This is a genomic window from Acinetobacter sp. KH_038 (genome assembly GCF_057839405.1).
Map to the genome: position 1 here is coordinate 204,802 of NZ_CM174489.1, position 26,449 is coordinate 231,250.

Consider the following 26,449-nt stretch of genomic DNA (forward strand, 5'->3'; position numbering starts at 1 on the left):
GTATTTTCATCGTCACACTGATTAGACATAGCTATAAGTTTGAGACAGATGCTCCAGTGAATTGACCTGGCCCAGCTGCGCTCCCAGATCATAAAGCCCTTGATTCACGGCACTGACAGTTTCACCCACTAAACCGACCACCGCACCTGCAACTGGCAGGCTGCCCGCGACATCCGTAACCGGAGCAAGATCATTGAGCAGGGCATCGACTGTACCGGATATATCCTGAATCACGCCGCCAACACTGGCGACCGGATTTTCTAAGGTACTGTTCAGCAGCTCTAGCGGGTTGATCGCTGCGACATACTGTCCGGTTTCATCGATCAGACCACTCAGATTGCTGCCAGTTTGCCCAACTGCCGTCACCACATCGCCCAGTAACGGTAAGTTAGCCAATGGGGTGGTGAGTGGGGCCGTAGTCGCAAGCACGCTGTCCAGAATATCCGATACCCCCCCTAAACTCTGACCCAGCAGATCAGTTGTACCATTCAAGGCAGTATTAACACCGCCGCTTAGGTCTCCTGCAATCCACTGATCCGAGATGGCATGCACACCTTCACTGACACCGCTGACCAGGCCGGTGCTGACATTCAGGACGGTCGACAGCAGATCTCCCACAACAGGCAGTGTGCCGAGCTGATCGCTAACAGGCGCAGTCAGATCCGATACGGTTGATACCACCTCATCGACCACTGTAATCACGGTTTTAGTCAGCACCCCGAGTGCTGTGGTAATACCTTGCAGTGCCAGACTCAGCACGCCACTGATTTTTCCACTCAATAAACCGAACATCTGTATTTACCCTCTAAAAAATACACATCCTGACCGGATGATGAATAAGATGACTCATGTTTTAGCAAAATTTTTACGAAAAAACAGATCTGAAAAACTGTAAATAAATCATGAACAATAAACAAATTAAGAAAAAATTGAATATATTCAAATTGCTAAAGATAAAAATAGTTTTTGTTTTAAAATGTAAATAAAATCAGTAGATTAATTTGAATTTAATGGTGCTTTTTTCTGATTGCTGCTTCAAGCTTGGGCATAAATCCATCTGAATCTCGGTTTCAAGTGAACCAAGAGACTAAAATCCGACAGATTCACTTGGATTTAATAGGTGAGTGCTTGAAATATTGCCAGTTTTTGGAGCAGAATTTGATTTACACAAAGTTACAATATGAGGGGTAAGCCAAAAATTTTAAGCCCTGGATGATTGGCGTAAACGTAATTTTAGTGAGGTATTTGGAATCTCTTTGGGGAGCAGATTACGGCGCAGCAATTCTTCAAATACCAGTACTGGCGCATAGGCATCTGCGGCTGCATAGTCAATCTGGGCAGGCGTTAAATTCTTGCTGGCCCAATTTGAGGTGCTAATCCGTTTTGATTTAGGAAAATTCACTTGAAATAGCAAGGCCATGGCATTTTTCAGTCCGACCGGATTTTTTAGGCCAAAATCACCGAAGCATTTCGATAGCTCAATCACGCTATTCAGTTCAATGCCTTTTTTACGGAACAGGTGCGCATCATTTTTCAGCCCGAAACCGACCTTGATCTGGTCGCGACTGGCAAAAATTGGCGCAAGAAAAGCCCAGATGGCCGGATTCATTTGAAATAAATAGGCCTGGTTTAAAGTCGCCAGCTGAATCAGATGTGGCCCGGTCGAGACTTCACCGACCCTAAAGGTTGGCTTGGATTCAGAATCAAAACCCAGAACGGCACAGCTTTTCAGCTCCTGTTCCAGACTCAGGCAATGTTCCAGACTGTTAATCACCTGAATCTGCTGCACTGGAAGATTTTGAAATACTGGAAAGGCCTGAATCTGTTCTTTGCTCGGCAGTATTGTCGGCGGGAGCGCTTGCATAAGCATCAATAGTTCACTGGGTTTGGGAACTCAGCTTAATGGCTTTTCTGTGTTTAGGCAAAAATAAAGCCCATATCATATGAGCTTTATGCAGCGTTTAAAAAGAATTAATCAGCAGGCTGAATACTGGTGTGTATGTGTTTGTGTTGAATATGCGTCACATAGTCTTGATAGGCCGGAAGTACAATGGCAGCCAGAATTGCCATGGGGAAAATTAAAAAATAAATTCCCCCCAAAACCTTTTCCCATCCTCGGGTGCTACGTTGAGGGCCGTACAGGTTGATGCAGTCATCTCCTTTGGCAAAAATCAAGTACAGCATAAAGAACAGATTGATGATCGGAACGAAAATAAGGATGGATAACCAGCCGGTATGATTGCGGTCATGCAGGCGGCGGATCGTAAAAACAAAACTAAAATAAAACATCACCAGATAAGCGATGCCCATAATTACAGCTGCAACCAAAGATGAGCTGGCGAGCGCAGAAGAGTCTGTGAATAACCCGGGTGACAATGCTGCAAGCATGACAGTCAGGATCAGGACTGCAAAAATCATCAGCATGTTCCAGCCTAAATAAGACAGGCGACCAAAACGTCCACGCGGACTGAAGGCTGACTCACTCTCTGAATAGCTTCGATTCATTTTTTTATTCCCCAGAAAATTAATTATTATTTGAATATCAAGTTTTGTTTGATAATTATAACAATTAAATAGCGCAAAAAACAGTCAGATTTATCTTTGTCTAGTGAACTGCGCGTACAAAAAAGCCCGCAATTTGCGAGCTTTTCGGGGCAGAAGGGAAATCAGATTTTCCAGTCCACAAAGTTTTTCAATAACTGTAAACCGGCAGTATGACTTTTTTCCGGATGGAACTGGGTCGCAAACAGGTTTTCTTTATGAATTGCGGTACAGAACTCGATGCCATAAGTACAGCTGGCGGCTACCAGTGCTGCATCTTTTGGCTCTACATAGTAGCTATGCACGAAGTAGAAACGCGCATCCTGTTCGATGTTGTTCCACATCGGATGGTCCGGATCGGCCTGATGCACCTGATTCCAGCCCATATGCGGCACTTTCAGGCCGGCCATTTCCGGGAAATGCTTCACTGCACCTTCGAAGATACCCAGCGCATCTGCACCGCCATTCTCTTCAGAATGCTGCATCAAGGCCTGCATACCAACGCAGATCGCCAGTACCGGTTTGTTAAACACCGCGTTACGCACGACATCATCAATTCCGGCTTCATGCATGCCTTGCATGCAGTCACGCATGGCACCGACACCCGGAAAGACAATCTTGTCTGCTTGCGCAATCAGTTTGGGATCATTGGTGACATCAACCGTGGCACCGACATGTTCTAATGCTTTTGCCGCAGAGTGCAAATTTCCCATGCCATAATCAAGAAGGGCAATACGGGTCATTACAGCGTACCTTTGGTTGAAGCAACCGTATTGGCAGCACGTGGATCCACTTCACAGGCCATACGCAGCGCACGGGCAAAGGCTTTAAAGACACTTTCAATCTGGTGATGGCTGTTTTTGCCTTTCAGGTTGTCGATATGCACCGTCATCAAGGAATGGTTGACAAAGCCCTGGAAGAATTCAGAGAATAAGTCCACATCAAAACGGCCAATCATGGCGCGGGTAAATGGAATATCCATGAACAAGCCCGGACGACCAGACAGATCCACAACCACGCGGCTTAAAGATTCATCGAGTGGCGCATAGAAATGACCATAGCGTTTCAGGCCTTTTTTGTCGCCCAGTGCCTGTGCAAATGCCTGACCCAGCGTAATGCCACAGTCTTCTACAGTATGATGGTCGTCGATTTCCAGATCGCCCTCACAATGAATATCAATATCAAACAGGCCATGACGCTTGATTTGATCAATCATATGATCTAAAAATGGAATACCCGTGTTCAAGGTGCCTTGACCAGTACCGTCGAGGTTCAAACGAACCCGAATTTTGGTTTCGTTGGTATTTCTTACCACTTCACTGATACGATCTGTCATAGACACGTTCCTCAAATACGTCAAAATGATTGATGTAGAAAATATTTTTCGCCGTGACGAAGTCACCGCATATTAGATTGCTCAGGAGGGTTTATCAATGCCTATTACCGTACATGCTTATACTTCTTTAGAAAATGACGAAGTGCGCAGCCAGCTTGAGCGACTGTATGACACTAGCCCTGAATTTAGCGATGGGGCAGATGCCATGGAACAACTAGAGCAAAACCTTGCACAGTATACCTCAGTTTATAGCGCAGAATTTAATAGCAAGATTATTGGGGCCATCTGGTGCACCGGACAGGGTGAAAGCCGGATTCTGGAAAATATCGTGGTGCATCCGGCCAACCGTGGTCGCGGGGTCGCAGAAAGGCTGGTCAGTGAAGTCTGCCGGATGGAAGAAGAAAAAGGCGTGAAGAATTTTGTGCCAGGCTGTGGTGCGATTCATCGCTGTCTGGCCAATCTGGAAAAAATCTAGAGATAGAGCAACTATTAGCAGCCTTCGGGCTGCCTTTTTATGTAAATAACATTTTGAATGTGTTTTATTGCTCAGCTCTTTGGTAAAAACTGTTTAATTTATGATGCAAATTGGCTCGGTTTGTTGGAAAAGTAAACATTTGATGAAAAATATTCTTTCCGCTCTTGACGATTTAGAGCTGAAACTGTTTAATACGCGACATCGGCGTGATAGCTCAGTAGGTAGAGCAACGGATTGAAAATCCGTGTGTCCCCAGTTCGATCCTGGGTCTCGCCACCATATTCAAAACATTTTAAAGTTTTCAATCCCTGATCCCATCAGGGATTTTTTTTAGGCCAAAAATCAGCCACTCAAATATTTTTTTCATAATTTTGATTGACTAATGAGGCCAGATACGGCTTAATACACCGCATCGGCGTGATAGCTCAGTAGGTAGAGCAACGGATTGAAAATCCGTGTGTCCCCAGTTCGATCCTGGGTCTCGCCACCATATTCGAAAAAACCTCAAACCTTGTTTGAGGTTTTTTTTCGTCTGATGCAAAGTCAGATCAGCTTTAAATCGATATTTTCTCATCCTCCTGGCTGCATTCTTTACTATTTTTTTCCTTCTCTTTATTCATCCTGACCGTTTATCAAACTTAACAATAAGGGCTTGTATTACTTGTAAGCTGTAAATCTGAAACTTTCCCGATTGTCCACATGAGGGCTAAATCATGAATCTCCTCCAAGTGCTTGCCTCTGGTCTGCTCCCGGCCTGTGCTGCCTTGATAGTTCCTGTACTGAGTCATGCGACACCTGATGCTGCTTCCGAGCCGGTAGTATTGCCGACCCTGACAGTCATGGCCGAGCCGGAACTGCGCGCCGTGACTGAAAAAATGTTGCCTTATCAGGAACAGAACAGCCAGCGTAAGGCCCTGCAAATGCGCCTGATGAAAATTGAACGTGAAATTCAAGCCTATAGCGTAGATGGTGACATCGTCGCGAATATTGATGCAATGCGTGCGCCGGTCGATCCTGATCTGGACAGCCTGCCGGTGGTCTTCCGCGAATATGTACTGGCAGTGGCACAGGGTTTACAGTCTTCTGACCCCAGAAATGGTGTCTATGTACTGTTGCAACCGTTTGGCATTAACCGGGATGCTACCAATGTGCAGATCGTACGCGAGCAATTTGATCCGAACCGGCTGGAGCTGAGCCTGCCATTCAATAGCAGATAACCATTGCTGCTGGCTGCCTGGTTGAGCAAGCTCAGGTATTGGCATGCTGGTGATGTTAAGGTCGGCACGCAGCAGGGTGAGGGCTGCACTCCTTTTCGGGTGGAAGGATTGTGAGCTAAACACGGCATAGCATGAGAAAAATCAAATATCTTGAATTGCGTCTAAAAAATAAGCATAGTGTACATAATCAACAAGATCTGACCTGCAGAGCTGGAGCGTGTACATGCCGCGTGTTTTTATAATTATAGCCGGTGTTACGCTGGCGATTTTTATTGGGCTATTTTATCAATATTCTGTCCAACAAAAACATCAGGCTGAACTGCTCGAATATGAAACCGTACTGGAAGAAAAAACCCAGGCCATTGTGCAGCAAGCGCAGGACTGGTCGACCCCGATTCAGCTTGAGCTTGAAGATGAACGTCTGGATGGGGATCATGCCATCATGGCAGAATTTTTATTAACACAGATGCGAGACAGCGCCGAGGAACGTAATCAGTATCTGCGTGATTTGAAAGCGGCGAACTGGCCGAATTTTCTGAATATTGACCGGCTGGCTCAGGATCAGACGCAGGGCTATAAAGATACTGAGGCCATGTTGAAACAGGTGCACCAGATTGTAAAAGCGTATGAACAGCAAATTCAGCAACGCGAGCAACAGCAGCTACAACAAGTCAAACAGCTGGACATCAAAAACCGTTATCGCCAGCAACTGGCAGACAACCTGAAAGCCGATCAACAGCAAAGCAATGCCCATGCGATTTTTGCAATTGAAAAGCAAAGCCTGGCCAGAGCAGATGCCTTATTTGCAATATTGAAAAACAACAAATGGCAAAAGAAAAATAAAACTTTTATGTTCTATGAAGATAAAGCAGTGAAAGAGTTCAATGCGCTCTATAAGGAAATGCTGGATCTGAATAAACAGATGCAACAGATTGCGAGTGCCAACCAGAAAGCGGTTGAAAACAAGTTATAGCCGTCTACGATCACAGGATTGCCATCAGACTGTCATCTGCTGTTCAAACTCGGTGCTTAGATTGAATGTGTCGCACAGATCACGACATAACATTTAAGCAGGTGAGTCATGCAAACAGTTCAGGTTTTTGCTGATATTCAGCAGGTGTACGGTGAGTTTGTCGCAAATAAAATATGTCCAAAACTACAAAGTCTGAATAACGGCGACAGAAGCCGGTTTTTCCTGAATCAGTATTTCAAGCTGATCGAGGACTGGCACTATACCGAACAGATCGTGATCCAGTTCAATCAGCAGTATTTCAGTCTGGATCTGGGAAATGCACCGGATTTTATGGATCAGGATAAATATATGGATTGGCTGCAATCGGAGCTGCTGCACTAACCCAGTTAGCTTGGTCACTATTTGCTTAAACCCAAGCTGTCGAATCCAGGCAGCTTTTTTGTTTTATCGCGCTTATTTCACGCTCAGTACTCGATCAGCACGACGCAAACAGGCACGGATTCCAATTCCGACCTGAACAGGCTATGCTGAAATCAATAAGACTGCCGCTAAAATAAATTACAGCTGACACATGGCGGATATGGAGGGCGATATTGATGCAAGAACTGATCTGTTATAAGGAACTTCCGGTCTGGACCCAGCAGCAGATTCCTCAGGGCTTCAAAAAACAGCACAATACCAAAGCAGGGACCTGGGCCAAACTGACGGTACTCAAAGGCGAGCTGCATTTTGCCATGCTGGAAGAATCGGGTGCGGTGCTATCCGAACATGTATTTACACCAGCGCAGCAACCGCCGTTTATTCAGCCGGAAGCGTGGCACAAAATTGTCTCTGCCAGTGAAGATGTTGAATGCCAGCTACGTTTTTATTGCCGGCCTGAAGACTACTTCATCAAGAAATATCAGTTAAATCCGACCCATTCCGAAGTGCTGGCGGCCATGCCCTATTTAAACGGGGGCCGTGCGCTGGATATTGGCTGTGGTACGGGGCGTAATGCGCTGTATTTAAGTCAGAACGGTTTTGCGGTAGATGCCTGGGACGTCAATGAAAACAGTTTGCAAACCCTCAGGCAGATTGTACAGACCGAGCAGATTGATCATGTGCAGATCCAGCGCCGTGACCTGAATCTGGATACAGGCATTGCCGGTCATTATGATTTTATTTACTGTACCGTGGTCATGATGTTCCTCGAGGCCAAAACCATTGCAGCACTGATTGCACAGATGCAGCAGGCTACCGTGTCTGGCGGCTATAACCTGATTGTTTGTGCCATGGATACTCCCGATATTCCGGCACAGCCGGATTTTCCATTTGCTTTCCGACCGGGAGAGCTACGTGCTCATTATGAGGGCTGGAAGATTGTGAAATACAATGAAGATATCGGCGAGCTGCATCGGGTGGATGCACAAGGTCAGCGGATTAAACAGCATTTTGCGACCTTATTGGCGCAGAAGGTTGAATAACAGATTGACGGTTTTTTAGTTCTTGACTGAAAATGAAGGCCGCTAAAACAAAAAAAGATGTCGCAATGACATCTTTTTCATGTTCAAAAAGTCTTAAGCAGCTTTTTTGAACCAAGAGAACCAGCCTTTTTTCTCAGCTTTTACGTCCGCTTGAGCAGCTTCAGCTTTTTCAGCAGCCGCATCTTTTACTTCAGCAGCAGTTTCAACAGTTGCTTCTTTCGTTTCTGCTACTTGTGTTTTTGCAGCTTCAACTTGTTGTTCTGCTGTTGCTTGTGCAGTTTCTACTTGAGCAGTTGTTTCAGTTTTTACAGTTTCAATTTTTGCTTCAGTTGCTTGTTTTGCATCAGCAACAGTGGCTTGAGCAGCTTCAACTTTTGCTTGCGCAGGTACAGCCGTTTCTGTAGCAACAGTTTGAACTGTAGTCGTTGTAGCAGCAGGTGCTACTTGAGCTTCAGTTGCCATTGCAGATGCAGAAGTTGCTACGATTGCAGTCGCAAGCATTGTTTTAAGCATGTTCATATAAACCCCTTAAGGATGTAGTACAAAAGAGGCTTGATCATACACTTATAAAATTTAAGTGATTTATAAATATAATTTTATTGGTTGAATTTTCCACTAATTTTACAAAGGGATAACATTTAAAGATTATCTGAGCGAAGGTTGCTGAGTATAGATTTTTCGACAGGTACTGAAATTGGAACTTGTCAGGTTGGTATGATTCCCGGCTGAAAAATACCGATAAAGTTCACAACCTGTTGTACAGCGAAAACCTAAAAATGACTGTTGACCGAGGACTTGAAAGCTTGACTCATTTAATTGCGGTTCGTCTACGCTTCCACTATAGCAATAGGGATCTAAGTGATGGGTTTTATTGTCAAAAGTGAGTTGAATATTTAATTTATAGCTGACAGGGTCAATAATATAAGTCATCACTCTACCGCGTTTTACTTGAATCTCTTGCTGAAAATGTGGATTAACTATATGTCTTTCAGTTATGAAGATCTGCTTAGATGTATTTTCTCCAAGCTGTAAAGCAACTTGGCTCGACATTGCATTGAGGGAGGTATAGACCATTGTTTTAGCCATAGATCCAAAAAATAGACTTAAGCACATGCCTGAAATAAACAAGAATGTTCCTAAACTGTACTGTATGAATTTTTGGTGGCGATAATGCATTATCCATTCATAACTTGCCAGCAGAAAAACAGTAATGGTGATAAAACCGACAAGACATGCACTGATCCATGCCAATGTTTTATGGATATATAAACTTAGAGAAGATGGGTAATACGGTTGGTTAATAAGATCATTGTATTCAAAAAAATAATAGAGCCATCCTAATCCCACGAAAATCGCTACACAGACAAAGCCCCATTTCATAAAAAGGGGTATTTTCTTTTTAGCTGGTTTGGGTAAAATTTTATTATGGTATTTCATATGTAGAGCACTACATTTTTATCACTAGAAAATTATTATTTTGAAAATATCAATTGATTTTATAAAAATAAATTATATTTTTCAATTGCTTATTTATTAAAATCTTCCTGTAATTTGACATACTGCCAAGGGCAGAGTACCTCTGAAATAACCATCATTCTTTTCAGAATAAAAGCTTAATTCACGCATTATTTGAATATTTTTGAGATCTAAGTGATTAATAATATTGACAAACTGAGTTCCTCCTTGAGTCAGAATGTCACTATTTATATAACCTGCAATCACCAGGCTATTGGCTGGTAAATTGGCGACTGGTTGGGCGGGTCGACTGAAAGCAACCACGCTATCTTCAACTAGATTGACATGAACATCACGCGTATGAACCGAATCCTTATCGATCAGCTTTTTAGTAGCGCAGCCTGATAACACACTGGCGGATAGCATAGAAGTAAAAACTTTAAATAAGTTGGCAAACATGAAAGATGTTCCGTTGTTATAAGTATAAGCATGATGAAAGACAGAAAATAAATTTTTATGTTTATAAAATACGCAAATTTATAAATTGCTTTGAGTATATTGAACTTAAGCTAAAAAATCATGCAGAAAATAAGTCATAAAAAATCCCCGCATAGAGCGAGGATTTTCTTCAACAAAGTATTTAAGAATTAAACACGTTCGATAATTGTCGCAATACCTTGGCCTAAACCAATACACATGGTCGCCAGACCAATTTGCGTATCTTGCTGTTCCATCACGTTAAGCAAAGACGTGGTAATACGTGCACCAGAACAACCAAGTGGGTGACCTAATGCAATCGCACCACCATTATGGTTTACGATGTCCTGTTTGTCATAAATGCCTAAGCCTTTAAGCACAGACAGACCTTGTGCCGCAAAGGCTTCATTCAATTCAAAAGTCTGAATATCAGAAATCGCAAGACCAGCGCGTTTCAAGGCTTTTTGCGTTGCAGGAACCGGGCCATAACCCATGATCGCAGCATCACAACCTGCAACCGCCATAGAGCGAATCACAGCACGTGGCTTAAGGCCTAAAGCTTGCGCACGTTCAGCAGACATCAACAGCATTGCAGAAGCACCATCAGACAAAGCTGAAGAGGTCGCTGCAGTTACTGTACCGCCTTTCGGATCGAACACTGGACGTAAAGCACGGAATGATTCGATGTTGGCATCCGGACGGATTACTTCATCGATATCACATAGAACTTTATAGCCATCAGCATTGTGACCTTCAATGCCCACAATCTCGTTCTGGAACAGACCATTTTCAGTCGCAGCCCAGGCACGACGATGTGATTCCACACCAAACGCATCCTGTTCTTCACGGCTAATCCCGTTCATGCGACCCAGCATTTCCGCAGTCAAACCCATCATGTTGGATGCCTTGGCATAATGCTTAGACGCTTCCGGGTTCAGGTCGATGCCGTGCATCATGCCCACATGGCCCATATGCTCAACACCACCGATGATGAAGATATCACCCTGGTTGGTAGCGATTTGCGCCGCCGCAGTATGGATCGCCTGCATAGACGAACCACAAAGACGGTTTACGGTTTGACCGGCAACAGTTTTCGGCAGGTCTGCCAGTAATGCAATATTACGGGCAATGTTCATGCCTTGTTCCAGAGTCTGGTTCACACAGCCCCAGATCACGTCTTCAACTTCATTCGGGTCGAATTCGTTACGTACCATCAGGGCACGGACAAGTTCAGCAGACAGACTGTCAGCACGTACATTGCGGAACATACCGTTTTTGGTTTTACCCATTGCTGAACGTACGCCATCGACGATGACAACGTCACGTGGATTTAAAGTAGCCATTCACGTTGCTCCTTAACCGTAGAATTTTTTGTTGTTAGCAGCCATGTCACGCAGCATTTCTGGCGCTTCATAAGCTTTACCAAGGTGCGCATACTTATTGCAAAGCGCAACATACTCAGCTACACCGGTTTGATCGATGTAACGGCATGGACCACCACGGAATGGAGGGAAACCAACACCCATGATCATCGCCATATCTGCTTCAGCAGCAGTTGCTACAATGTTGTCTTCCAGGCAACGAACTGTTTCGTTACAGAAAGCCAGCATCATGCGGTCAATGATTTCCTGAGCATCAAATTCACGTTTTTCCGCAGTTGCAACAGAGGCCACCAGCTCATAGGCAGTCGGATCAACCACTTTGGCTTTTTTGCCTTTACGGTCAAGTTCATACTTGTAGAAACCAACGTCATTCTTTTGACCCAGACGTTGATTTTCGTACATCACCTGGATCGAGCCTTTGTAGTCAGGCTTCATACGATCCGGGAAACCTTCAGCCATTACTTCTGCACCATGCACACCAGTGTCGATACCGACCACGTCCATCAGATAAGCAGGGCCCATAGGCCAGCCAAATTTTTCCATCACTTTGTCGATTTGCTGGAAGTCAGCACCATCTTTAAGCAACAGGTCAAATGCACCGAAGTAAGGGAACAACACGCGGTTGACCAGGAAGCCCGGACAGTCATTGACCACGATTGGTGTTTTACCCATTTTCTGAGCCAGCACGACTGTGGTTGCAATCGCTTCGTCAGAAGTTTTCGCACCACGAATCACTTCGACCAGTGGCATCATGTGTACCGGGTTAAAGAAGTGCATACCCACGAAGTTTTCAGGACGCTGCAGGTTTTCAGCCAGACGCGTGATTGAAATCGTAGAAGTATTTGAAGCAATAATGGTGTTGTCACGGACTTTGGCTTCAGTTTCTTTCAGCACGATGCCTTTGACTTTCGGGTTTTCCGTTACCGCTTCAATCACGATGTCGACTTCTGTGAATTCGTCATAGCTTAGCGTTGGACGGATACGTGCAAGCGTTTCACCCATTTGCGCAGGCTTCATCTTCTTGCGCTCAACCTGTTTGGTCAACAAGCCATTGGCTTCTTTCATGCCCAAAGCCAGTTGCGGATTACCAATATCTTTCATAATGATTGGTGTGCCTTTGCTTGCCGCCTGGTAAGCAATACCGCCACCCATGATCCCTGCGCCGAGAACGGCAGCCTGATTCACTGGATGCGCACCTTTTTCATATTTCTTGGAGGTTTTTTTCACCACCTGATCGTTCAGGAACAAGCCGATCAGGGCACCTGCCTGAGGTGTTACCGCAGCTTTGGCAAAGCCTTCAGCTTCAGCTTTCAGCGCATCATCACGATGCAGGCTAGCGCCGGCTTGTAATGAATCAAGCAATAATTTTGGTGCAGGATATTGAGCAGGATTGGCTTTGGCCAGAACCATGCCTTTTGATGAATTGAACGCCATCATCTGTTCGATCGGGCTGAGTTTCACCGGATCAAGTTTTTCCTGACGCTTGGTTTTCCAGTCTAAACGGCCATGAATCGCCTGTTTCACCAGATCAATTGCAGCATCTTTCAACTTGTCAGCCGCAACCACCGCATCAACTGCACCATCTTTTAGTGCAGCAGCAGGTTTTTTCGGATTGGCCATGGCCATCCATTCTACGGCGTTGTCGATACCGATCAGACGGCTTAAACGCACTGTCCCACCGAAGCCCGGAAAGATGCCCAGCTTGATTTCAGGCAGACCGACTTGCGCCTGTTCTGACATGACACGGTAGTCACAGACCAGACACATTTCAAAACCGCCACCCAGTGCCATGCCATTGATGGCTGCCACTTTAGGAATATCGAGGTCTTCAAAGCTGTTAAAAATTTCATGTACCGGCATCGCCCAGTCAACAATCGCTTGTTCACCCTGAGCAAAGTTGTCACCGAATTCAGTGATATCGGCACCTACAATAAATGTAGATTTGCCTGAAGTGACAATCAGACCTTGAATATCGGCATGGGAGACGGCTTCGATAGCAGCCTTGAAATCTTCAATCGTTGCACGGTTGAATTTATTAACGGACTCACCTTGTAAGTCAAAGCGGAATTCTGCAATCCCGTCCTCTAGCATTTGGACGGTAATGGCATTGCCAGCGTGGATCATGCCCTGATCTCCTTTATTTTGGAGGACTTCTAAGTTGATGTTGTGAAGCAAATGCGCATATCCCGCGCACTTTTAGACTTCGCTAATCTTACGATAACTATATCCAAAAAGAACATAACAAGTTGTATCAAGCCGTGACGCAAGGGTCATCAATTTTTGCCAGATGAACCTGAGCTGTTATGCATTTTTACTTTAATTTTCCATAGTTATTTATACTGAAGATTTTGTTTCGATTCATTATTTTTAAACGATTAGCCTGATTGATATGGAGCAGTCTGGGCAATATTCAAGGGCAGGCTTTGCTGCTATTTGGTCAATTCAGTCAATTACCAGCCTGTAGAACAGGTACAATCAGGGCTGAAACTCGCTCAGTACAGGGCCTGCAGGCAGGCATAAATATATTCGGATCAGCCTAAATAAAAGTGCTGCCATTGCGATTGATCACAGCTTTTCTGAAGGTTTTAAACCCAGCATGTCCATATTGATGCCCAGTCTAAAATAAGCATGCTTCTGTGGGATTCAGGCTCTGTTATCTGCGACAAAATTGTTTATGATGAGCATGCACATAGATATGGGGGATATCGATGCATATATTTCGTTCCAAAAAAGACTGGTGGCTACTGGCTTTTCTGATCTGTATGAGTGGTTTATTGATACAACTGCTGCTGACCATGCAGGCCAAGGGCACCATGCAGCAATATCCGCTACATACTGCGATCTATATTCTGACCATTGTGATTCTGTGGTGGCCGCTATGGAGTACGCGCTATGTGGTGGAAAATGGAGTGCTGACCATCAACAGCCTGTGGTTGAGCTGGAAAATTCCGTTAAGCGCGATCCAGTCCATTCAGCCGACAGAGCATTCCATCATTGCACCGGCCCTGTCTTTGCAACGTCTGCGCATTGATTATAGCGAGGCAGGCGAGCAGAAATTTATTCTGGTTTCCCCCAAAGACCAGACGGCGTTTATACAGGCCATTCAGCCGAATCATCCAGCGCTTTAATCGGAGTCATTCAGGATTCTGTGGTTCAGGCACCACTACAAACTGTCCATCGGTATAGTCCAGATGCAAACGGAATTGCGCGGGCTGGCTTAAAAAATACAGTGCCAGAATTGGCTCCAGTTCAGTACGCAGCTTGCGCCCCAAATGCCGGGCGCCGTAACGAATATCATGATCCTGATAGAAATAGGCTTTGGCTGCAGCAGACAAATGTACCTGCCGGTTCTGATGCTGCAGACGTTTATTGAGTTTTTCCAGTTCAATCTCGACCAGACGTGGCAGGGCATCGCTGTGTACTGCCTGATAGTGCAGGCTGCGGTCGATCCGGTTCAGAAATTCAGGATCGAATTTACGCTGCATGACTTTTTCAATCACACGTTGAGTCGGTACTTTTGTTAAGCAAATTTTTTGTAATTTGGCCGGCAGGATGCTGATTTTATCTAGGTACTGCTGTGCCGCCTGTGCGCCGACATTACTGGTCATAAAGATCATGCAGTTACGAAAATCGATGGTTTTGGTGCCGGCAGTCAGGGTCAAACGGCCAGTATCCAGCACGTTCATCAAACCGCGAATCACTTCACTGCTGGCTTTCTCCAGTTCATCAAACAGCATAATTCCGGGACGGGTATGACTGCCGGCAATCGCGGCTTCATCAAACAGGCTATGACCTTCCTTGGAACCGACATAACCCGGCGGCGCACCGGTGAGGGCCGCAGCATAATGTTCCTGTGCCAGGGTATTCATATCAATCCGGCAGAACGCATCTGCACGGCCATAGATCGCTTCGGCAATTAAACGTACGGTTTCGGTTTTACCCACACCCGTCGGGCCGAGCATCAGGGTGACTGAAAGTGGACGATCCGGACTGGAGAAATCGGCCTTGACCACATGCAGCATTTTTTCAATCTCGTTCAAGGCGGCATCCTGCCCGATAATCCGTTCACGTAGTAGTTGCATCACGTGATTCGGCTCGAAATGAAAACGCGGTTTGCCAATTAAACGGTCACGCTCAGATGGGCTATGGGTGGAGGTGGATGGCTGAACAATATGGATGCCCGACTGCTGCATGGTCATGTGAATCATCTCAAAACTAGACTCTTCGAGCATAGCAAAGTTATCGCTTGAAATTTAGAGCTTTTAGCAATCAGAGCATGCTGCGAAGCTTATAGATTGCAAAAGTGACAAGGCCATATTTTTAAATTGGGTGTCAAGTTCAGGGTAATTTTGTGTCTTTGCTTGAAAATGTCGGAACAATCATCACATATATCTGCAGATTGCATGTGAAAAATAGGCTTTAGGTGAACGAAAACGCACGCCCCCATATCGAAAAAATCCTGGCCAATATGACCAGCCTGCCCGGGGTCTACCGGATGTATGGCAAAGACGGCGAATTGTTGTATGTGGGGAAAGCCAAAAACCTGAAAAACCGGGTCTCCAGCTATTTTGTCAAAACCCTGGATCATCCCAAGACCCAGGCCCTGGTGGCGCGGATTTATGATATCCAGACCCTGATTGTGCGTTCTGAAACTGAAGCCTTGCTGTTGGAACAGAACCTGATCAAGCTGCACCGTCCGCCGTATAACATCATGCTGCGTGATGACAAGTCTTATGTGTATATCTTTGTCTCGGCAGATAAGCCTTATCCACGGCTGGCCAGTGGTCGCGGCAAGGGCAAGCATCAGGTTGGCAAGTTTTTTGGGCCTTATCCAAGTGCCTATACTGCCCGAGATACCTTGGTGGTGCTGCAAAAACTGTTCAATGTGCGTTCCTGCGAAAACAGTTTTTTTGCCAATCGTACCCGTCCTTGTCTGCAATACCAGATCAAGCGCTGCTCGGCGCCCTGTGTCGGCTTTATCTCTCCGCAAGATTATAAAGAGGATGTCGATAACTCGATCCGTTTTTTGCAGGGCGATACCAAGGAGCTGAATCAGGAACTGATTGCCAAGATGGAAGCGGCAGCCGAAGCACTGGAATTTGAAAAGGCGGTGTTCTATCGTGACCGTATGGGGCTGTTAAGAGATGTGCAATCCCAGCAGGCGATTTATAAGCTCAAAGGCGAAGCCGATATCCTGTCGATTGCCTATCAGGCCGGGGTGACCTGTGTGCAGATCATGCATGTGCGCAACGGTAAAATGCTCGGTGGCAAAAGCTATTTCCCGGATATGCTCAGTGCTGATCTGGGGCAGATGCTGGCCGATTTTATTGCCAATTTCTATTTTCAGGTGGCCGATGAAATTCCGGCCGAGCTGATTGTCAATGTCGAAGTGGCTGACCGCAAGGAACTGGAAGCGGCCCTGTCGCAGCATTTTGACAAAAAAATCCAGATCAAGTCCAAGGTACGAGAAACCCGTGCAGAATGGCTGGAACTGGCACAAATGAATGTGCAGCATGCGATTCAGGGCAAGCTGGCCAATCATTTTGAACTGAATGAACGTTTCCATCAGCTGGAACAGGTGGTGGGCCGCCCGGTAGACCGGATCGAGTGTTTTGACATTTCCCATACCATGGGTGAAGACACTATCGCCTCCTGTGTGGTATTTGACAGTGGTGGGGTACGTAAACGTGATTATCGCCAGTTTTCCATCAATGACATTCAGGCGGGCGATGACTATGCCGCCATGCGTCAGGCCTTAACCCGTCGCTATAAAAAAGCCATGTTGCCAGATTTACTCCTGATTGATGGTGGTAAGGGGCAACTGCATATGGCCATGGAAGTGATGCAGGAACTGGGTCTGGACGCCTTTATGGTTGGGGTGTCCAAAGGCGAGGGACGTAAACCTGGTCTGGAAACCCTGCATTTTACCGATGGCAGCAAGATTCAGTTGCCTGAAGACCATAAGGCGCTGCATCTGATTCAGCAGGTACGGGACGAAGCGCACCGTTTTGCGATTACCAAGCACCGCGCCAAACGCGATAAAAAACGCGGTTCATCGGTACTGGAAGTGATTCCGGGACTCGGACCAAAACGCCGCCGCGACTTGCTGACCCATTTTGGCGGGATTCAGGGTGTGCTGAAAGCGTCAGAGCGAGACCTGCAACTGGTGCCGGGACTCGGTTCAGTCATGGCGCGAATGATTTATAAAGTGTTGCATGAATAATTTCCCTAGCCAATGCAAGGGCAAAAGTGCGCATTGACGCACGGGTCATTGATCATTCACAGCAGCGCGAGCTTGACTCAATATACTGAGGATACAGACTCACCGAGGGATCAACATGTCTTTGCATGCGCTGTATGCACAAATTGCCGAACAGGAATGGGTGGAATTTCCACAGGGATGGCTACAGGGACGTACCCTGTATGGCGGTCTGGCTGCCGCGATGATGATGCACAAGGCAGTCACGCAGATTAATGATCCGGCTCAACATTTACTCAGTTGCAGTGTGACTTTTGTCGGCCCGATTCAGCAAGCCAAGGTACGACTGAGTGCTGAAATCCTGCGGGAAGGCAAGTCGGTGACCACGATCGAAGTACGGCTATGGCAGGACGATGTAGTACAAAGTATTCTGATTGCCAGTTTTGGTATTTCCCGAGATTCCTGCATTGAGGTGCAACAACAAGCCCGGGCACCGGACTATGCTGCGCCAGAGCAACTGTTTCAGATTCCTGCGGGTTATGGTCTGCCAGAATGTTATGACCATTTTGAAATCGCATGGGCGGATGTCAATTTACCCTGTAGTGCCAGCTCACGTCCGGATTTTGGTGGCTGGTGCCGCTTTCATCCCGAAAAGCATAATAATCGTGAATTTCTGATTGCTGACCTGATGGCAATTTTTGATATCTGGCCACCGGGTGTGCTGCCGATGTTTGATAAAATGGCACCTGCGAGTAGTCTGACCTGGACCGTGACCTATGTGCAGCCGCTTCAGCATCAACTGCATGATTGGTTTAAATATAAAGTATTTACCGATCATGCTGCGCATGGCTATGCCACCGAGCATGCCTGTCTTTGGGATGCGGAAAATCGTCTGATTGCGATGGCAAGACAAACGGTGACAGTGTTTGCCTAGTGACACTGCCGGCCAATTCGTATAAAGTGATGCCTATTAATGATGGATCAAACCTCTAAAAAAGTGTGCATTTTCATCGTACATAAGGGGAACAATTGGCGGTGTCTATGACTACAGGTCGTATCCTGAATATTCCAAATATCTTGACCTTGGCGCGTATCGCTCTTATTCCGGTATTTCTATTGGTGGCTTATTGGCCACCTGCACTGGGCTTTGAGGCCAATTCCTCAGACATGACCCGGCATATTATCCTGACCACCATCTTTGTGGTTGCTGCGGTCACGGACTGGTTTGATGGCTATCTGGCACGAACTTTAAACCAGACCTCTGCTTTTGGACGTTTTCTCGATCCGGTTGCAGATAAGCTGATGGTGGCGGCTGCGCTGATTGTATTGGTGCAATGGCAACCTTCGATGTCGATGGCCTTTGCGGCAATTGTAATTATTTCACGTGAAATTACTGTGTCAGCATTACGTGAATGGATGGCAGAACTCGGTGCACGTACCAATGTCGCGGTTTCAACAGTAGGTAAATATAAAACAGCGTTTCAGATGATCGCCATTACTGTATTTTTGCTGAACTGGCCACCTCTGGAAATACTGGCCTATGCCTTGTTGTATACAGCAGTGATCCTGACCTTGTGGTCGATGTTCATTTATCTGAAAGCAGCTTGGCCATATTTGAAACAGCCTTAAGTGAAAGATCAAAAAAAGCTCCTTGAAAGGGGCTTTTTTTATGTCTCAAAAGCATTAAAAAATTGGCAAATAACAGGCAAAAAAATACCCAGCCTTTGGGGGAAGAACTGGGATGAAATCGGGGTATTTGTTACTTATTATTATAGTTATTCAAAGATATCTCATCTTGTTAGAGCCTATTATAAAGAGACGGTTTTTCAAAATCATATGGCTTCTTGTAGCAGATTGTTGTGTTTTGTGAACGCTTTGTATAGATAATTTACAATCTATTATTTTGATACAAATATGGATGTTTTTCAGCAGGATGTAAGCTGACGACTGGAGGAGAATAGCGTAGCTAAAAATTCTTTTTGCTCCATCAGCCTCTATCTGAAAAATGGCAAAATACTGGCCACCACTTCATCAAAATCTTGCACTCAACATATCAATATCCCGATGTGCTGCTATCTCAGCAGTTATTGAAATCTGAAAATGCTATTGGTGCCAGTGACTACAAATTTCGGTCATTAAAGCAGTCCTAAATAAGGCTGTTATTGCAGCTTTTACTCAGTCAGATTTCTGACATTTTGATGATGTAAAAAAATCCTATTAAGATGTATTTAGATTCAAGTCTATGCACATCTTGGGTATTGCTCAGGTATTTGGTTGCAGCAGAATTTGAGATGTTAAAAAGGAGTTTTCTCAGACTCTTTTACCATAGTTGAAACCAGGCGCTTTGTTTGTCTTGCCTAAAACAGAAAAGCAGTACTTTAGGTTTTTACTCGAAGCATCGCTTCTCGTCTTGCGTTTGGGTGGAGCAACGCTCTTTCCAATAAAAAAAAGCCTCAAAAGAGACTCTTTTCAGATTAAAGCCTGCACGCAGTATGCTTGTCTTGCGGTGTGGCAGCTCTTGTTAAACTAAAAAGGGAATCTTTAATGGATTCCCTTTATGACAATTAAAACTACGCGCTTCGCTTGTCTTGCGTAATGTTCAGAGCAGTGCTCTGAACATTACTCAGGCTTTAGCCCTTCAGCTTTTTCCAGAGTTTCATCATTGCTAAAGAACTTTTCACGTTGTTCTTCAAGAAACTTTTTCGCATCCGGTTCAAATACGTTTAAACGCTTTTCATTAATCAGCGTGGTCTGGTGTTTGAGCCATTCCTGCCAGGCCTGTTTAGACACGTTATCAAACAGCTCCTGACCTTTGGCACCCGGGAAGGGTGCAAAGTCGAGGCCTTCCATTTCTTGTTGATACTTACGGCAAAATACTTGTCGAGACATATCGGTCGTCCTTAAGCGTAAAGGTTTTCTAGGCGAGTATAAGCACGGGCAATTGCGGCTTCGACTTGCGCAGGTGCAGTACCACCAATATGGTTACGTGCATTGACAGATGCTTCAAGCGTTAACGCTTTCTCAAAAACATCGGCCTGAATCAGGTCAGAGAACTGTTGTAATTGTTCAAGTGTCAGCTCAGACAAATCTTTCGACTCTGCAACACCGAGGGCAACAGCTTTACCAACAATTTCATGTGCATCACGGAAGGCCACGCCATTTTTCACCAGATAGTCTGCAAGGTCGGTTGCAGTTGAGAAACCACGTAATGCTGCTTCACGCATTTCAGCAATATTTGGCACCAGTGCAGGAATCATGTCGGCGAAGGCCATCAATGAACCACGAACGGTATCAATTGCATCGAACAATGGTTCTTTGTCTTCCTGATTGTCTTTGTTGTACGCTAGCGGCTGGCCTTTCATTAGAGTTAAAAGGCTCATCAGGTCGCCATAGACACGGCCGGTTTTACCACGTACCAGTTCAGGTACATCCGGGTTTTTCTTCTGCGGCATGATCGAAGAACCAGTACAGAAACGATCTGGAATATTCACGAATTTGAACTGTGCAGAGGTCCACAGGATCAGTTCTTCTGACATCCGCGACAAGTGCATCATGATGAGAGATGCTGCAGCATTAAATTCAATCGCAAAGTCACGATCCGATACTGCGTCTAGCGAGTTTTCAGCCACGGCTTCAAAACCTAACAATTGTGCAGTATAGGCACGGTCGATTGGATAGGTCGTACCGGCCAGTGCAGCCGAACCGAGAGGCATACGGTTGACACGTTTACGGCAGTCAATCAGACGTTCCGAGTCGCGTACCAGCATTTCAAACCAGGCCATTAAATGGTGACCAAAAGTCACTGGTTGTGCAGTTTGCAAATGGGTAAAGCCCGGCATGATGGTGTCGGTATTTTTAGCCGCCAGACTTAAAATCCCTTTTTGGAGTTTTTCGAGTAATTTTAAAATGGCATCGATTTCATCACGGACATAAAGACGGATATCGGTTGCCACCTGGTCATTACGGCTACGGCCGGTATGCAGTTTCTTGCCAGTAATGCCGATACGCTGAGTCAGGCGCGACTCAATATTCATGTGCACATCTTCCAGGTCAATGCGCCATTCAAAGTGACCGGCTTCAATGTCGGCTTGAATGGCAGTCAGACCTTCGATGATGTCATCGCGTTCCTGTGCAGTCAGCACGCCTACTTTGGCCAGCATGGTTGCATGGGCAATCGAGCCGGCAATATCCTGTTTATAAAAACGTTGGTCAAATTGGACAGATGCTGTAAATTCAGCAACAAAAGCATCAGTCGCTTCAGAGAAACGACCGCCCCACATACCCGAAGTCTGGGCTTGTGATGGATTAGAGGAATTAGAAGATGTGGTCATGTCGGCTCAATCAGATTAAAAGCGGTAGAACGAAAAAGAGTATAACAAATTCAAAGCCTATTGCCGAAGTCACATCTGCTCAATCTTTCGCATCGGCATCTGGACAGGCACAAAGTTCCTATTTCTTTAGCCAGATTGGCAATCTTCGCTATTTGCTGGAACTGTTTGTCGGCGGCAATATTCTGGCCATGATTTTAGCACTGGCAGAAGCGCAATCCTGGCAGGCTTTAAATGGTATGCATCTGCTGCAATATATGCTGTATATCAACTGGGTACTGTTATGTTTTGCAGCGCTGGTAGAACTGTTCCATCAGGCCTTTCAGCATATGGGTATTAAACTGGCGCTCATGTCCGGATTTTTACTGTTACAGGCAATTGTACTGCTGACCACAGTCAGCCTGAATGTTTTGATACATTTTGGTGTTAATTTTAATTTTCAGCATTTAACGCTGGCAATTGCACTAGACCAGGTGGGACTGCATCTCAGTTTGGGTATCTTGCTGGGCATGTTTTGTTTTCGTTACCTGTATTTGCGTGAACAATGGGAACAGCAGCAGCATAGTGAGCTGAATGCGCGGATTCAGGCCATGCAGGCACGGATTCAGCCGCATTTTCTGTTTAATAGCATGAACAGCGTGATCAGCCTGATCAGTATCGATCCGGATAAAGCCGAACATATGCTGTTGAATCTGTCACGGCTGTTTCGTGCCAGTTTTCAGGAATTGAAACTGGTCAGCCTGCAAGAAGAAATTGATCTGTGCCAACGTTATCTGGAGATCGAACAGATCCGTTTGGGCGAACGTTTGCAGATTGAATGGAAGTTAGAAAACAAAGACTTATACTCACAAGTACAAATTCCATTATTAACTTTACAACCCTTGCTAGAAAATAGTATTTTCCATGGAGTTGAAAAAATTCTCACAAAGAGTACCATAAGCATATTGGTTGAAATATTGCAAAATCAAATTAATATCATCATAACCAACCCTTATACGCGAGATAATAAAACTTTAAAAAGGGGACATGGTATTGCAATAGAAAATGTCAGACAGCGTCTGCAAGCTTATTACGGATCCAGTATGACTTTTCAAACCTTTGCCGGCGAAGGGATGTTTACGACGGTAGTGCGATACCAATATAAATAAAAATAAATCAAAGCAATCACAGTTCGCTTTATCATTGATTTGATCAGGTTAACTGGGTAAGGAGGAGAAATGGACATCCTGATTTGTGATGATGAGCCTTTGGCCGTCGAACGATTATCACGTTTAGTCTCTCAGCTGGGGCATGATGTGGTGGCGACTGCAAATCATGGCCGCCAGGCCATCGATCTGGCTCACCAATACGAACCCGATGTCATACTATTAGATATTCAAATGCCTGAAATGAATGGTCTGGCCTGTGCGCAGCATTTGCGACAGCTGGATCCGATGCCGGCTATTGTTTTTTGCACGGCTTATGACCAACATGCGCTGGATGCATTTAAATCGAATGCCGAAGGCTACTTGCTTAAACCGGTGATGCAACAGGAATTGGCACAGGTTTTAGAGCACTTAACTAAACTTACCCAAGCTCAAATGAGCCAACTAAAACAAAAAGAAAATATGGACGAAATCAATATCAGCCGCCAGCAGATTGCGGCAAAGACCTATCGTGGTGTCGAATTGGTGCCAGTTGAAAATATCTATTATTTTCTGGCGGATCAGAAATATGTCACTGTACGTCATAAAAACGGCAGTGTGCTGATTGATGAAACCTTAAAGGAGCTAGAGCAGGAATTTGGGCACCAGTTTATCCGTATTCACCGTAATGCCTTGATCTCGGTGCATTATCTGGATGGTCTGGAGGTGGTCAGTTCGGGGCAGTATCAAGTGCGTTGTCGTGAGCTGGACGAACGATTGGCAGTGAGCCGACGCCATTTACCGTTTTTACGAGATCGGATTCAAAAGCTATAGCAGGGATAAATGAGAGCATTCAGTTGAAACTTGTATAAATTCACTTGCATTTTCAAGTGAGCAGGTTAAGTTTAGACTATTGTTCTCATTGACTGTTATTGAAATTTATGAAGACCCTAAAAATTGCAACTCGACAAAGTCCACTTGCGCTTTGGCAAGCGGAACATATCCGTGCACGCCTACAAGATTTGCACGCTGGCTTGCAGGTCGAGTTAGTCACTTTTGTTACACAGGGCGATAAAATTCTAGATACACCACTGGCTAAGATTGGTGGTAAAGGTTTATTTGTAAAAGAATTAGAAGCCGCTTTACTCGATGGTCGTGCCGATCTGGCCGTGCATTCAATGAAAGATGTACCTATGGCCTTGCCGGAAGGGCTGAGTCTGGCGGTGATCTGTGAGCGTGAAGATCCACTGGATGCCTTCGTATCCAATAGCTATGCCAGCTTTGAGGAATTACCCCAGGGTGCCAAAGTGGGTACTTCGAGTTTGCGCCGTAAAACCCAGATTTTAAAACAGCGTCCTGATCTTGAAATCATTGACCTGCGCGGTAATGTGGGCACCCGTTTGTCAAAATTAGATGCCGGTCAGTATGATGCAATTATTCTGGCCAGTGCCGGTTTGAAACGTTTGGGATTGGCAGAACGTATTCGTCATACTCTGACTCCTGAAATCAGTCTGCCGGCCGTGGGTCAAGGTGCATTGGGCTTAGAATGCCGTAGCCATGATCAGGCGGTTCTGGATCTGATTCAGCCATTATTACATGCCGAAACTGATGCCTGCGTGCGTGCCGAACGTGCCTTTAATGCCTATCTGGAAGGCGGATGTCAGGTGCCGATCGCAGGTTATGCCACGCTGCAGGACGGTGTAATTTCAATTGAAGGTCGTGTCGGCAGTGTCGATGGAACAGTTTTGCTGCGCGCGCAGCAGGCTGGAGAAATTGCAGCAGCAGAGCAACTGGGGGTTGAGTTGGCCAAGAATTTACTCGATCAAGGTGCAGGCGAATTGCTGAAAGCACTTTATTCAAACTGATGTTATTGATTAATACCCGTCCGAGTGACCGTGCTATGAGTCTGACCCGGCAGTTACAGGCAGCACAGGTCTCTGTGCTGGAATTGCCGCTGCTTGAACTGCATGCCGTGCCTTATTCTGATGAGTTGTCCAGCCTGTATCGCCAGTTGGCGCAGAGCAGGATCATTGTAGTGGTCAGTCCAACTGCTGCCCAGATTGGCATGCAATATTTACAGCAGGCGGGAATTAGCCTGTCCAGCCTGGTACATGTAGATTGGGTAGCGGTGGGTAAAGCCACTGAGCAGGCGTTGGCCAGCTATGGCATTCAAAGTCATGTACCTGAGGTGGAGACCTCGGAAGGCATGTTGCAGTTGCCCGTATTAGTGCAGTTGCCTGCTGAATCCGGTGTTGCCTTCTGGCGCGGAGAAGGCGGTCGTCAATTTATGATGGATCATCTTCGTGCAAGTCATATCAGGGTTTTAAATTTTATTTTATATCGGCGGCAATGCCCTGCAGGCACAGCAACAATTCTGGCAGAAAACCTCGCAGTGCTTCAGGCACAGCGGTGCTTTGCTGTGCTGATCAGCAGTGAAGCGAGCTGGTTAAACTGGCTGACATTAATTCAACATGATGCAGACCTCATGCATCAGGCCTGTTATTTGGTATTGGGGTCACGTTTGGCCGCTATTCTTGGGGAATATCAACAGCAGCATTCGGCAGCTTTTCAATTCGTGCAAATTGATGATTTAGAGGCGAATACGATCTTGCAAAAAATGGGGCAGATATTGGGGAACGCATGAAGAAGCTATTTATTGTATTTTTCATCTTGAGTTTAATGTGGCTCATCAAGCTCAGCTATGACCTTTATACGCTCAATGCAGCACAGACTGAGCTTCATCAGAGTGTAAAGCAGTTGCAGCAGCAAAATGCCAACCTGAATGACCAGTTCGTGGCCTTAAAACGTCAGCTTGCTGCGCGGCAGGAAAATACAGGCGCTCCCTCAGCTCAGTCGGCACATGCAGCAGCCACTGCGGAAGTACATAATGATATTGCTCTGATACAGCAACAGCTCGATCTGATTGAATTTGCACTACAACAGCAACAATATGCCACCGCTATTGAAAAATTAAACCATCTGCACAATGAGCTGGAAGATTATGGATTGGCACCCGCGCTGGAGAGCAGTTTGCAGCAAGTGATTGCTAAAGATCAGGACATGCTGAAAAAATTCGTTAACAGCCGTCTGGTGCAGCAAAATAAATTAAAAGAATTATTAATGCAGATAGATACTGAAATTGAAAAAGAAATTCAGGCGCCTCATTTGCAACGTCCGGAGAGTCAACGCTCTTTCTGGCAGCGCTGGATCCAGATTGAAGCTGTAGAGCAGCCAAGTACCGTATTGATGCAACGCCATCTAGTACTAAAAGAAGCCCAGTTGCGTTTGCTGATTGCACAAAATACTTTGCAGCAAAGTCAGTCTGTCGCTTTCCCGCAAGCACTGAATACGGTGATCGAGGTGCTGGAGCAATTGCCGGATGCACGTAGCCAGCACTGGATTGAGCAGCTGAATCACATCAAGGCTACTCCGGTTACTCCGACGCCTTTATTAAATACACGTACCTTAGTTGGCTAATT

General features: G+C 45.6%; 26 protein-coding genes, 2 tRNA genes and 1 pseudogene. 16 read left to right on the forward strand and 13 right to left on the reverse strand.

All coding sequences use genetic code 11. The annotated features are described in order from the left end of the window. Positions 1-21: 21 nt before the first annotated feature. The 5 genes from AC3IT7_RS00935 to hisB all read right to left on the reverse strand — a co-directional run bounded on the left by AC3IT7_RS00935 (position 22) and on the right by hisB (position 3,877). Positions 22-792, reverse strand: coding sequence for a hypothetical protein (locus AC3IT7_RS00935; RefSeq protein ID WP_489249083.1), 771 nt, complete (start codon positions 790-792; stop codon positions 22-24). Between the two features lie 409 nt (positions 793-1,201). Beyond that, positions 1,202-1,864 (reverse strand): 3'-5' exonuclease, encoded by a 663-nt coding sequence (locus tag AC3IT7_RS00940; RefSeq protein WP_489249084.1) that lies wholly within the window; start codon positions 1,862-1,864, stop codon positions 1,202-1,204. Positions 1,865-1,971: 107 nt separating this feature from the next. Next, entirely contained in the window at positions 1,972-2,505 is a 534-nt protein-coding gene (locus AC3IT7_RS00945) for a DUF805 domain-containing protein (protein WP_489249085.1), read from the reverse strand. 161 nt (positions 2,506-2,666) lie between these two features. Continuing rightward, positions 2,667-3,284 carry an imidazole glycerol phosphate synthase subunit HisH gene (hisH, locus tag AC3IT7_RS00950; RefSeq protein WP_475655088.1) on the reverse strand — a complete coding sequence of 206 codons (618 nt, stop codon included), beginning with the start codon at positions 3,282-3,284 and terminating at the stop codon, positions 2,667-2,669. Then, entirely contained in the window at positions 3,284-3,877 is a 594-nt protein-coding gene (gene hisB / locus AC3IT7_RS00955; protein ID WP_005095198.1) for an imidazoleglycerol-phosphate dehydratase HisB, read from the reverse strand. The genes hisH and hisB overlap by 1 nt, the downstream gene beginning before the upstream one ends. A 97-nt stretch (positions 3,878-3,974) precedes the next feature. On the opposite strand from hisB, the gene AC3IT7_RS00960 reads away from it, so the two are divergent. From AC3IT7_RS00960 to tehB, 7 genes are all read left to right on the forward strand, one after another. Then, positions 3,975-4,352, forward strand: coding sequence for a GNAT family N-acetyltransferase (locus AC3IT7_RS00960; RefSeq protein WP_004278652.1), 378 nt, complete (start codon positions 3,975-3,977; stop codon positions 4,350-4,352). Between the two features lie 203 nt (positions 4,353-4,555). Continuing rightward, positions 4,556-4,631 (forward strand) — tRNA-Phe (locus tag AC3IT7_RS00965). A 135-nt stretch (positions 4,632-4,766) separates the two neighbouring features. Then, positions 4,767-4,842 (forward strand) — tRNA-Phe (locus tag AC3IT7_RS00970). Positions 4,843-5,065: 223 nt separating this feature from the next. Further along, entirely contained in the window at positions 5,066-5,569 is a 504-nt protein-coding gene (locus AC3IT7_RS00975) for a hypothetical protein (protein ID WP_489249086.1), read from the forward strand. Positions 5,570-5,792: 223 nt separating this feature from the next. Continuing rightward, positions 5,793-6,542, forward strand: coding sequence for a hypothetical protein (locus AC3IT7_RS00980; RefSeq protein ID WP_489249087.1), 750 nt, complete (start codon positions 5,793-5,795; stop codon positions 6,540-6,542). 108 nt (positions 6,543-6,650) lie between these two features. Then, entirely contained in the window at positions 6,651-6,923 is a 273-nt protein-coding gene (locus AC3IT7_RS00985; RefSeq protein ID WP_489249088.1) for a hypothetical protein, read from the forward strand. Between the two features lie 215 nt (positions 6,924-7,138). After that, entirely contained in the window at positions 7,139-8,005 is an 867-nt protein-coding gene (tehB, locus tag AC3IT7_RS00990; RefSeq protein ID WP_489249089.1) for an SAM-dependent methyltransferase TehB, read from the forward strand. 93 nt (positions 8,006-8,098) lie between these two features. On the opposite strand, the gene AC3IT7_RS00995 is transcribed toward tehB, so the two are convergent. The 5 genes and pseudogenes from AC3IT7_RS00995 to fadB all read right to left on the reverse strand — a co-directional run bounded on the left by AC3IT7_RS00995 (position 8,099) and on the right by fadB (position 13,443). After that, on the reverse strand, positions 8,099-8,524 hold the full coding sequence (locus AC3IT7_RS00995; protein ID WP_489249090.1) for a hypothetical protein: 426 nt from the start codon (positions 8,522-8,524) through the stop codon (positions 8,099-8,101). Between the two features lie 126 nt (positions 8,525-8,650). Next, on the reverse strand, positions 8,651-9,442 hold the full coding sequence (locus AC3IT7_RS01000; protein ID WP_489249091.1) for a hypothetical protein: 792 nt from the start codon (positions 9,440-9,442) through the stop codon (positions 8,651-8,653). A gap of 92 nt (positions 9,443-9,534) precedes the next feature. Then, positions 9,535-9,919 (reverse strand): annotated as a pseudogene (locus tag AC3IT7_RS01005) (YidX family protein); the annotation flags it as partial. 188 nt (positions 9,920-10,107) lie between these two features. Then, positions 10,108-11,280, reverse strand: a complete 1,173-nt coding sequence (gene fadA, locus AC3IT7_RS01010; RefSeq protein ID WP_475653828.1) for an acetyl-CoA C-acyltransferase FadA — start codon at positions 11,278-11,280, stop codon at positions 10,108-10,110. 12 nt (positions 11,281-11,292) lie between these two features. Further along, positions 11,293-13,443 carry a fatty acid oxidation complex subunit alpha FadB gene (gene fadB, locus AC3IT7_RS01015; RefSeq protein WP_489249092.1) on the reverse strand — a complete coding sequence of 717 codons (2,151 nt, stop codon included), beginning with the start codon at positions 13,441-13,443 and terminating at the stop codon, positions 11,293-11,295. Between the two features lie 584 nt (positions 13,444-14,027). On the opposite strand from fadB, the gene AC3IT7_RS01020 reads away from it, so the two are divergent. Beyond that, on the forward strand, positions 14,028-14,447 hold the full coding sequence (locus AC3IT7_RS01020; protein ID WP_475653830.1) for a PH domain-containing protein: 420 nt from the start codon (positions 14,028-14,030) through the stop codon (positions 14,445-14,447). Positions 14,448-14,453: 6 nt separating this feature from the next. Here the strand turns inward: AC3IT7_RS01020 and AC3IT7_RS01025 are convergent, their stop codons facing one another. Beyond that, a complete protein-coding gene (locus AC3IT7_RS01025) occupies positions 14,454-15,518 on the reverse strand; it encodes an AAA family ATPase (RefSeq protein WP_489249965.1) in 1,065 nt (354 codons plus the stop codon). A gap of 224 nt (positions 15,519-15,742) precedes the next feature. Between AC3IT7_RS01025 and uvrC the strand changes: the two genes are divergently transcribed. The 3 genes from uvrC to pgsA all read left to right on the forward strand — a co-directional run bounded on the left by uvrC (position 15,743) and on the right by pgsA (position 19,147). Continuing rightward, positions 15,743-17,542: an excinuclease ABC subunit UvrC gene (uvrC, locus tag AC3IT7_RS01030; protein ID WP_475653831.1), complete on the forward strand. Its 1,800-nt coding sequence runs from the start codon at positions 15,743-15,745 to the stop codon at positions 17,540-17,542. A 115-nt stretch (positions 17,543-17,657) separates the two neighbouring features. Next, complete coding sequence (locus tag AC3IT7_RS01035) at positions 17,658-18,452, forward strand: thioesterase family protein (RefSeq protein ID WP_489249093.1); 795 nt, start codon at positions 17,658-17,660, stop codon at positions 18,450-18,452. Between the two features lie 107 nt (positions 18,453-18,559). After that, positions 18,560-19,147: a CDP-diacylglycerol--glycerol-3-phosphate 3-phosphatidyltransferase gene (pgsA, locus tag AC3IT7_RS01040; RefSeq protein ID WP_475653833.1), complete on the forward strand. Its 588-nt coding sequence runs from the start codon at positions 18,560-18,562 to the stop codon at positions 19,145-19,147. Positions 19,148-20,137: 990 nt separating this feature from the next. Here pgsA and AC3IT7_RS01045 read toward each other — a convergent pair. Beyond that, positions 20,138-20,407 carry an oxidative damage protection protein gene (locus AC3IT7_RS01045; RefSeq protein WP_475653834.1) on the reverse strand — a complete coding sequence of 90 codons (270 nt, stop codon included), beginning with the start codon at positions 20,405-20,407 and terminating at the stop codon, positions 20,138-20,140. A gap of 11 nt (positions 20,408-20,418) precedes the next feature. Beyond that, positions 20,419-21,849, reverse strand: coding sequence for an argininosuccinate lyase (gene argH, locus AC3IT7_RS01050; protein ID WP_475653835.1), 1,431 nt, complete (start codon positions 21,847-21,849; stop codon positions 20,419-20,421). Here argH and AC3IT7_RS01055 point away from each other — a divergent pair. The 5 genes from AC3IT7_RS01055 (at position 21,840) to AC3IT7_RS01075 (ending at position 26,447) form a co-directional block, all read left to right on the forward strand. Next, a complete protein-coding gene (locus AC3IT7_RS01055; RefSeq protein WP_489249094.1) occupies positions 21,840-22,994 on the forward strand; it encodes a sensor histidine kinase in 1,155 nt (384 codons plus the stop codon). The two genes, argH and AC3IT7_RS01055, sit on opposite strands and share 10 nt — an antisense overlap. A 69-nt stretch (positions 22,995-23,063) precedes the next feature. Continuing rightward, the gene (locus tag AC3IT7_RS01060; protein WP_489249095.1) at positions 23,064-23,804 is read left to right on the forward strand and encodes a LytR/AlgR family response regulator transcription factor; all 741 of its coding nucleotides are present in this window, start codon (positions 23,064-23,066) and stop codon (positions 23,802-23,804) included. A 107-nt stretch (positions 23,805-23,911) separates the two neighbouring features. Then, positions 23,912-24,835 carry a hydroxymethylbilane synthase gene (gene hemC, locus AC3IT7_RS01065; protein WP_489249096.1) on the forward strand — a complete coding sequence of 308 codons (924 nt, stop codon included), beginning with the start codon at positions 23,912-23,914 and terminating at the stop codon, positions 24,833-24,835. After that, the gene (locus AC3IT7_RS01070; protein WP_489249097.1) at positions 24,835-25,614 is read left to right on the forward strand and encodes a uroporphyrinogen-III synthase; all 780 of its coding nucleotides are present in this window, start codon (positions 24,835-24,837) and stop codon (positions 25,612-25,614) included. The genes hemC and AC3IT7_RS01070 overlap by 1 nt, the downstream gene beginning before the upstream one ends. Continuing rightward, complete coding sequence (locus AC3IT7_RS01075) at positions 25,611-26,447, forward strand: hypothetical protein (RefSeq protein WP_489249098.1); 837 nt, start codon at positions 25,611-25,613, stop codon at positions 26,445-26,447. Before AC3IT7_RS01070 ends, AC3IT7_RS01075 begins: the two co-directional genes overlap by 4 nt. Positions 26,448-26,449 lie beyond the last annotated feature (2 nt).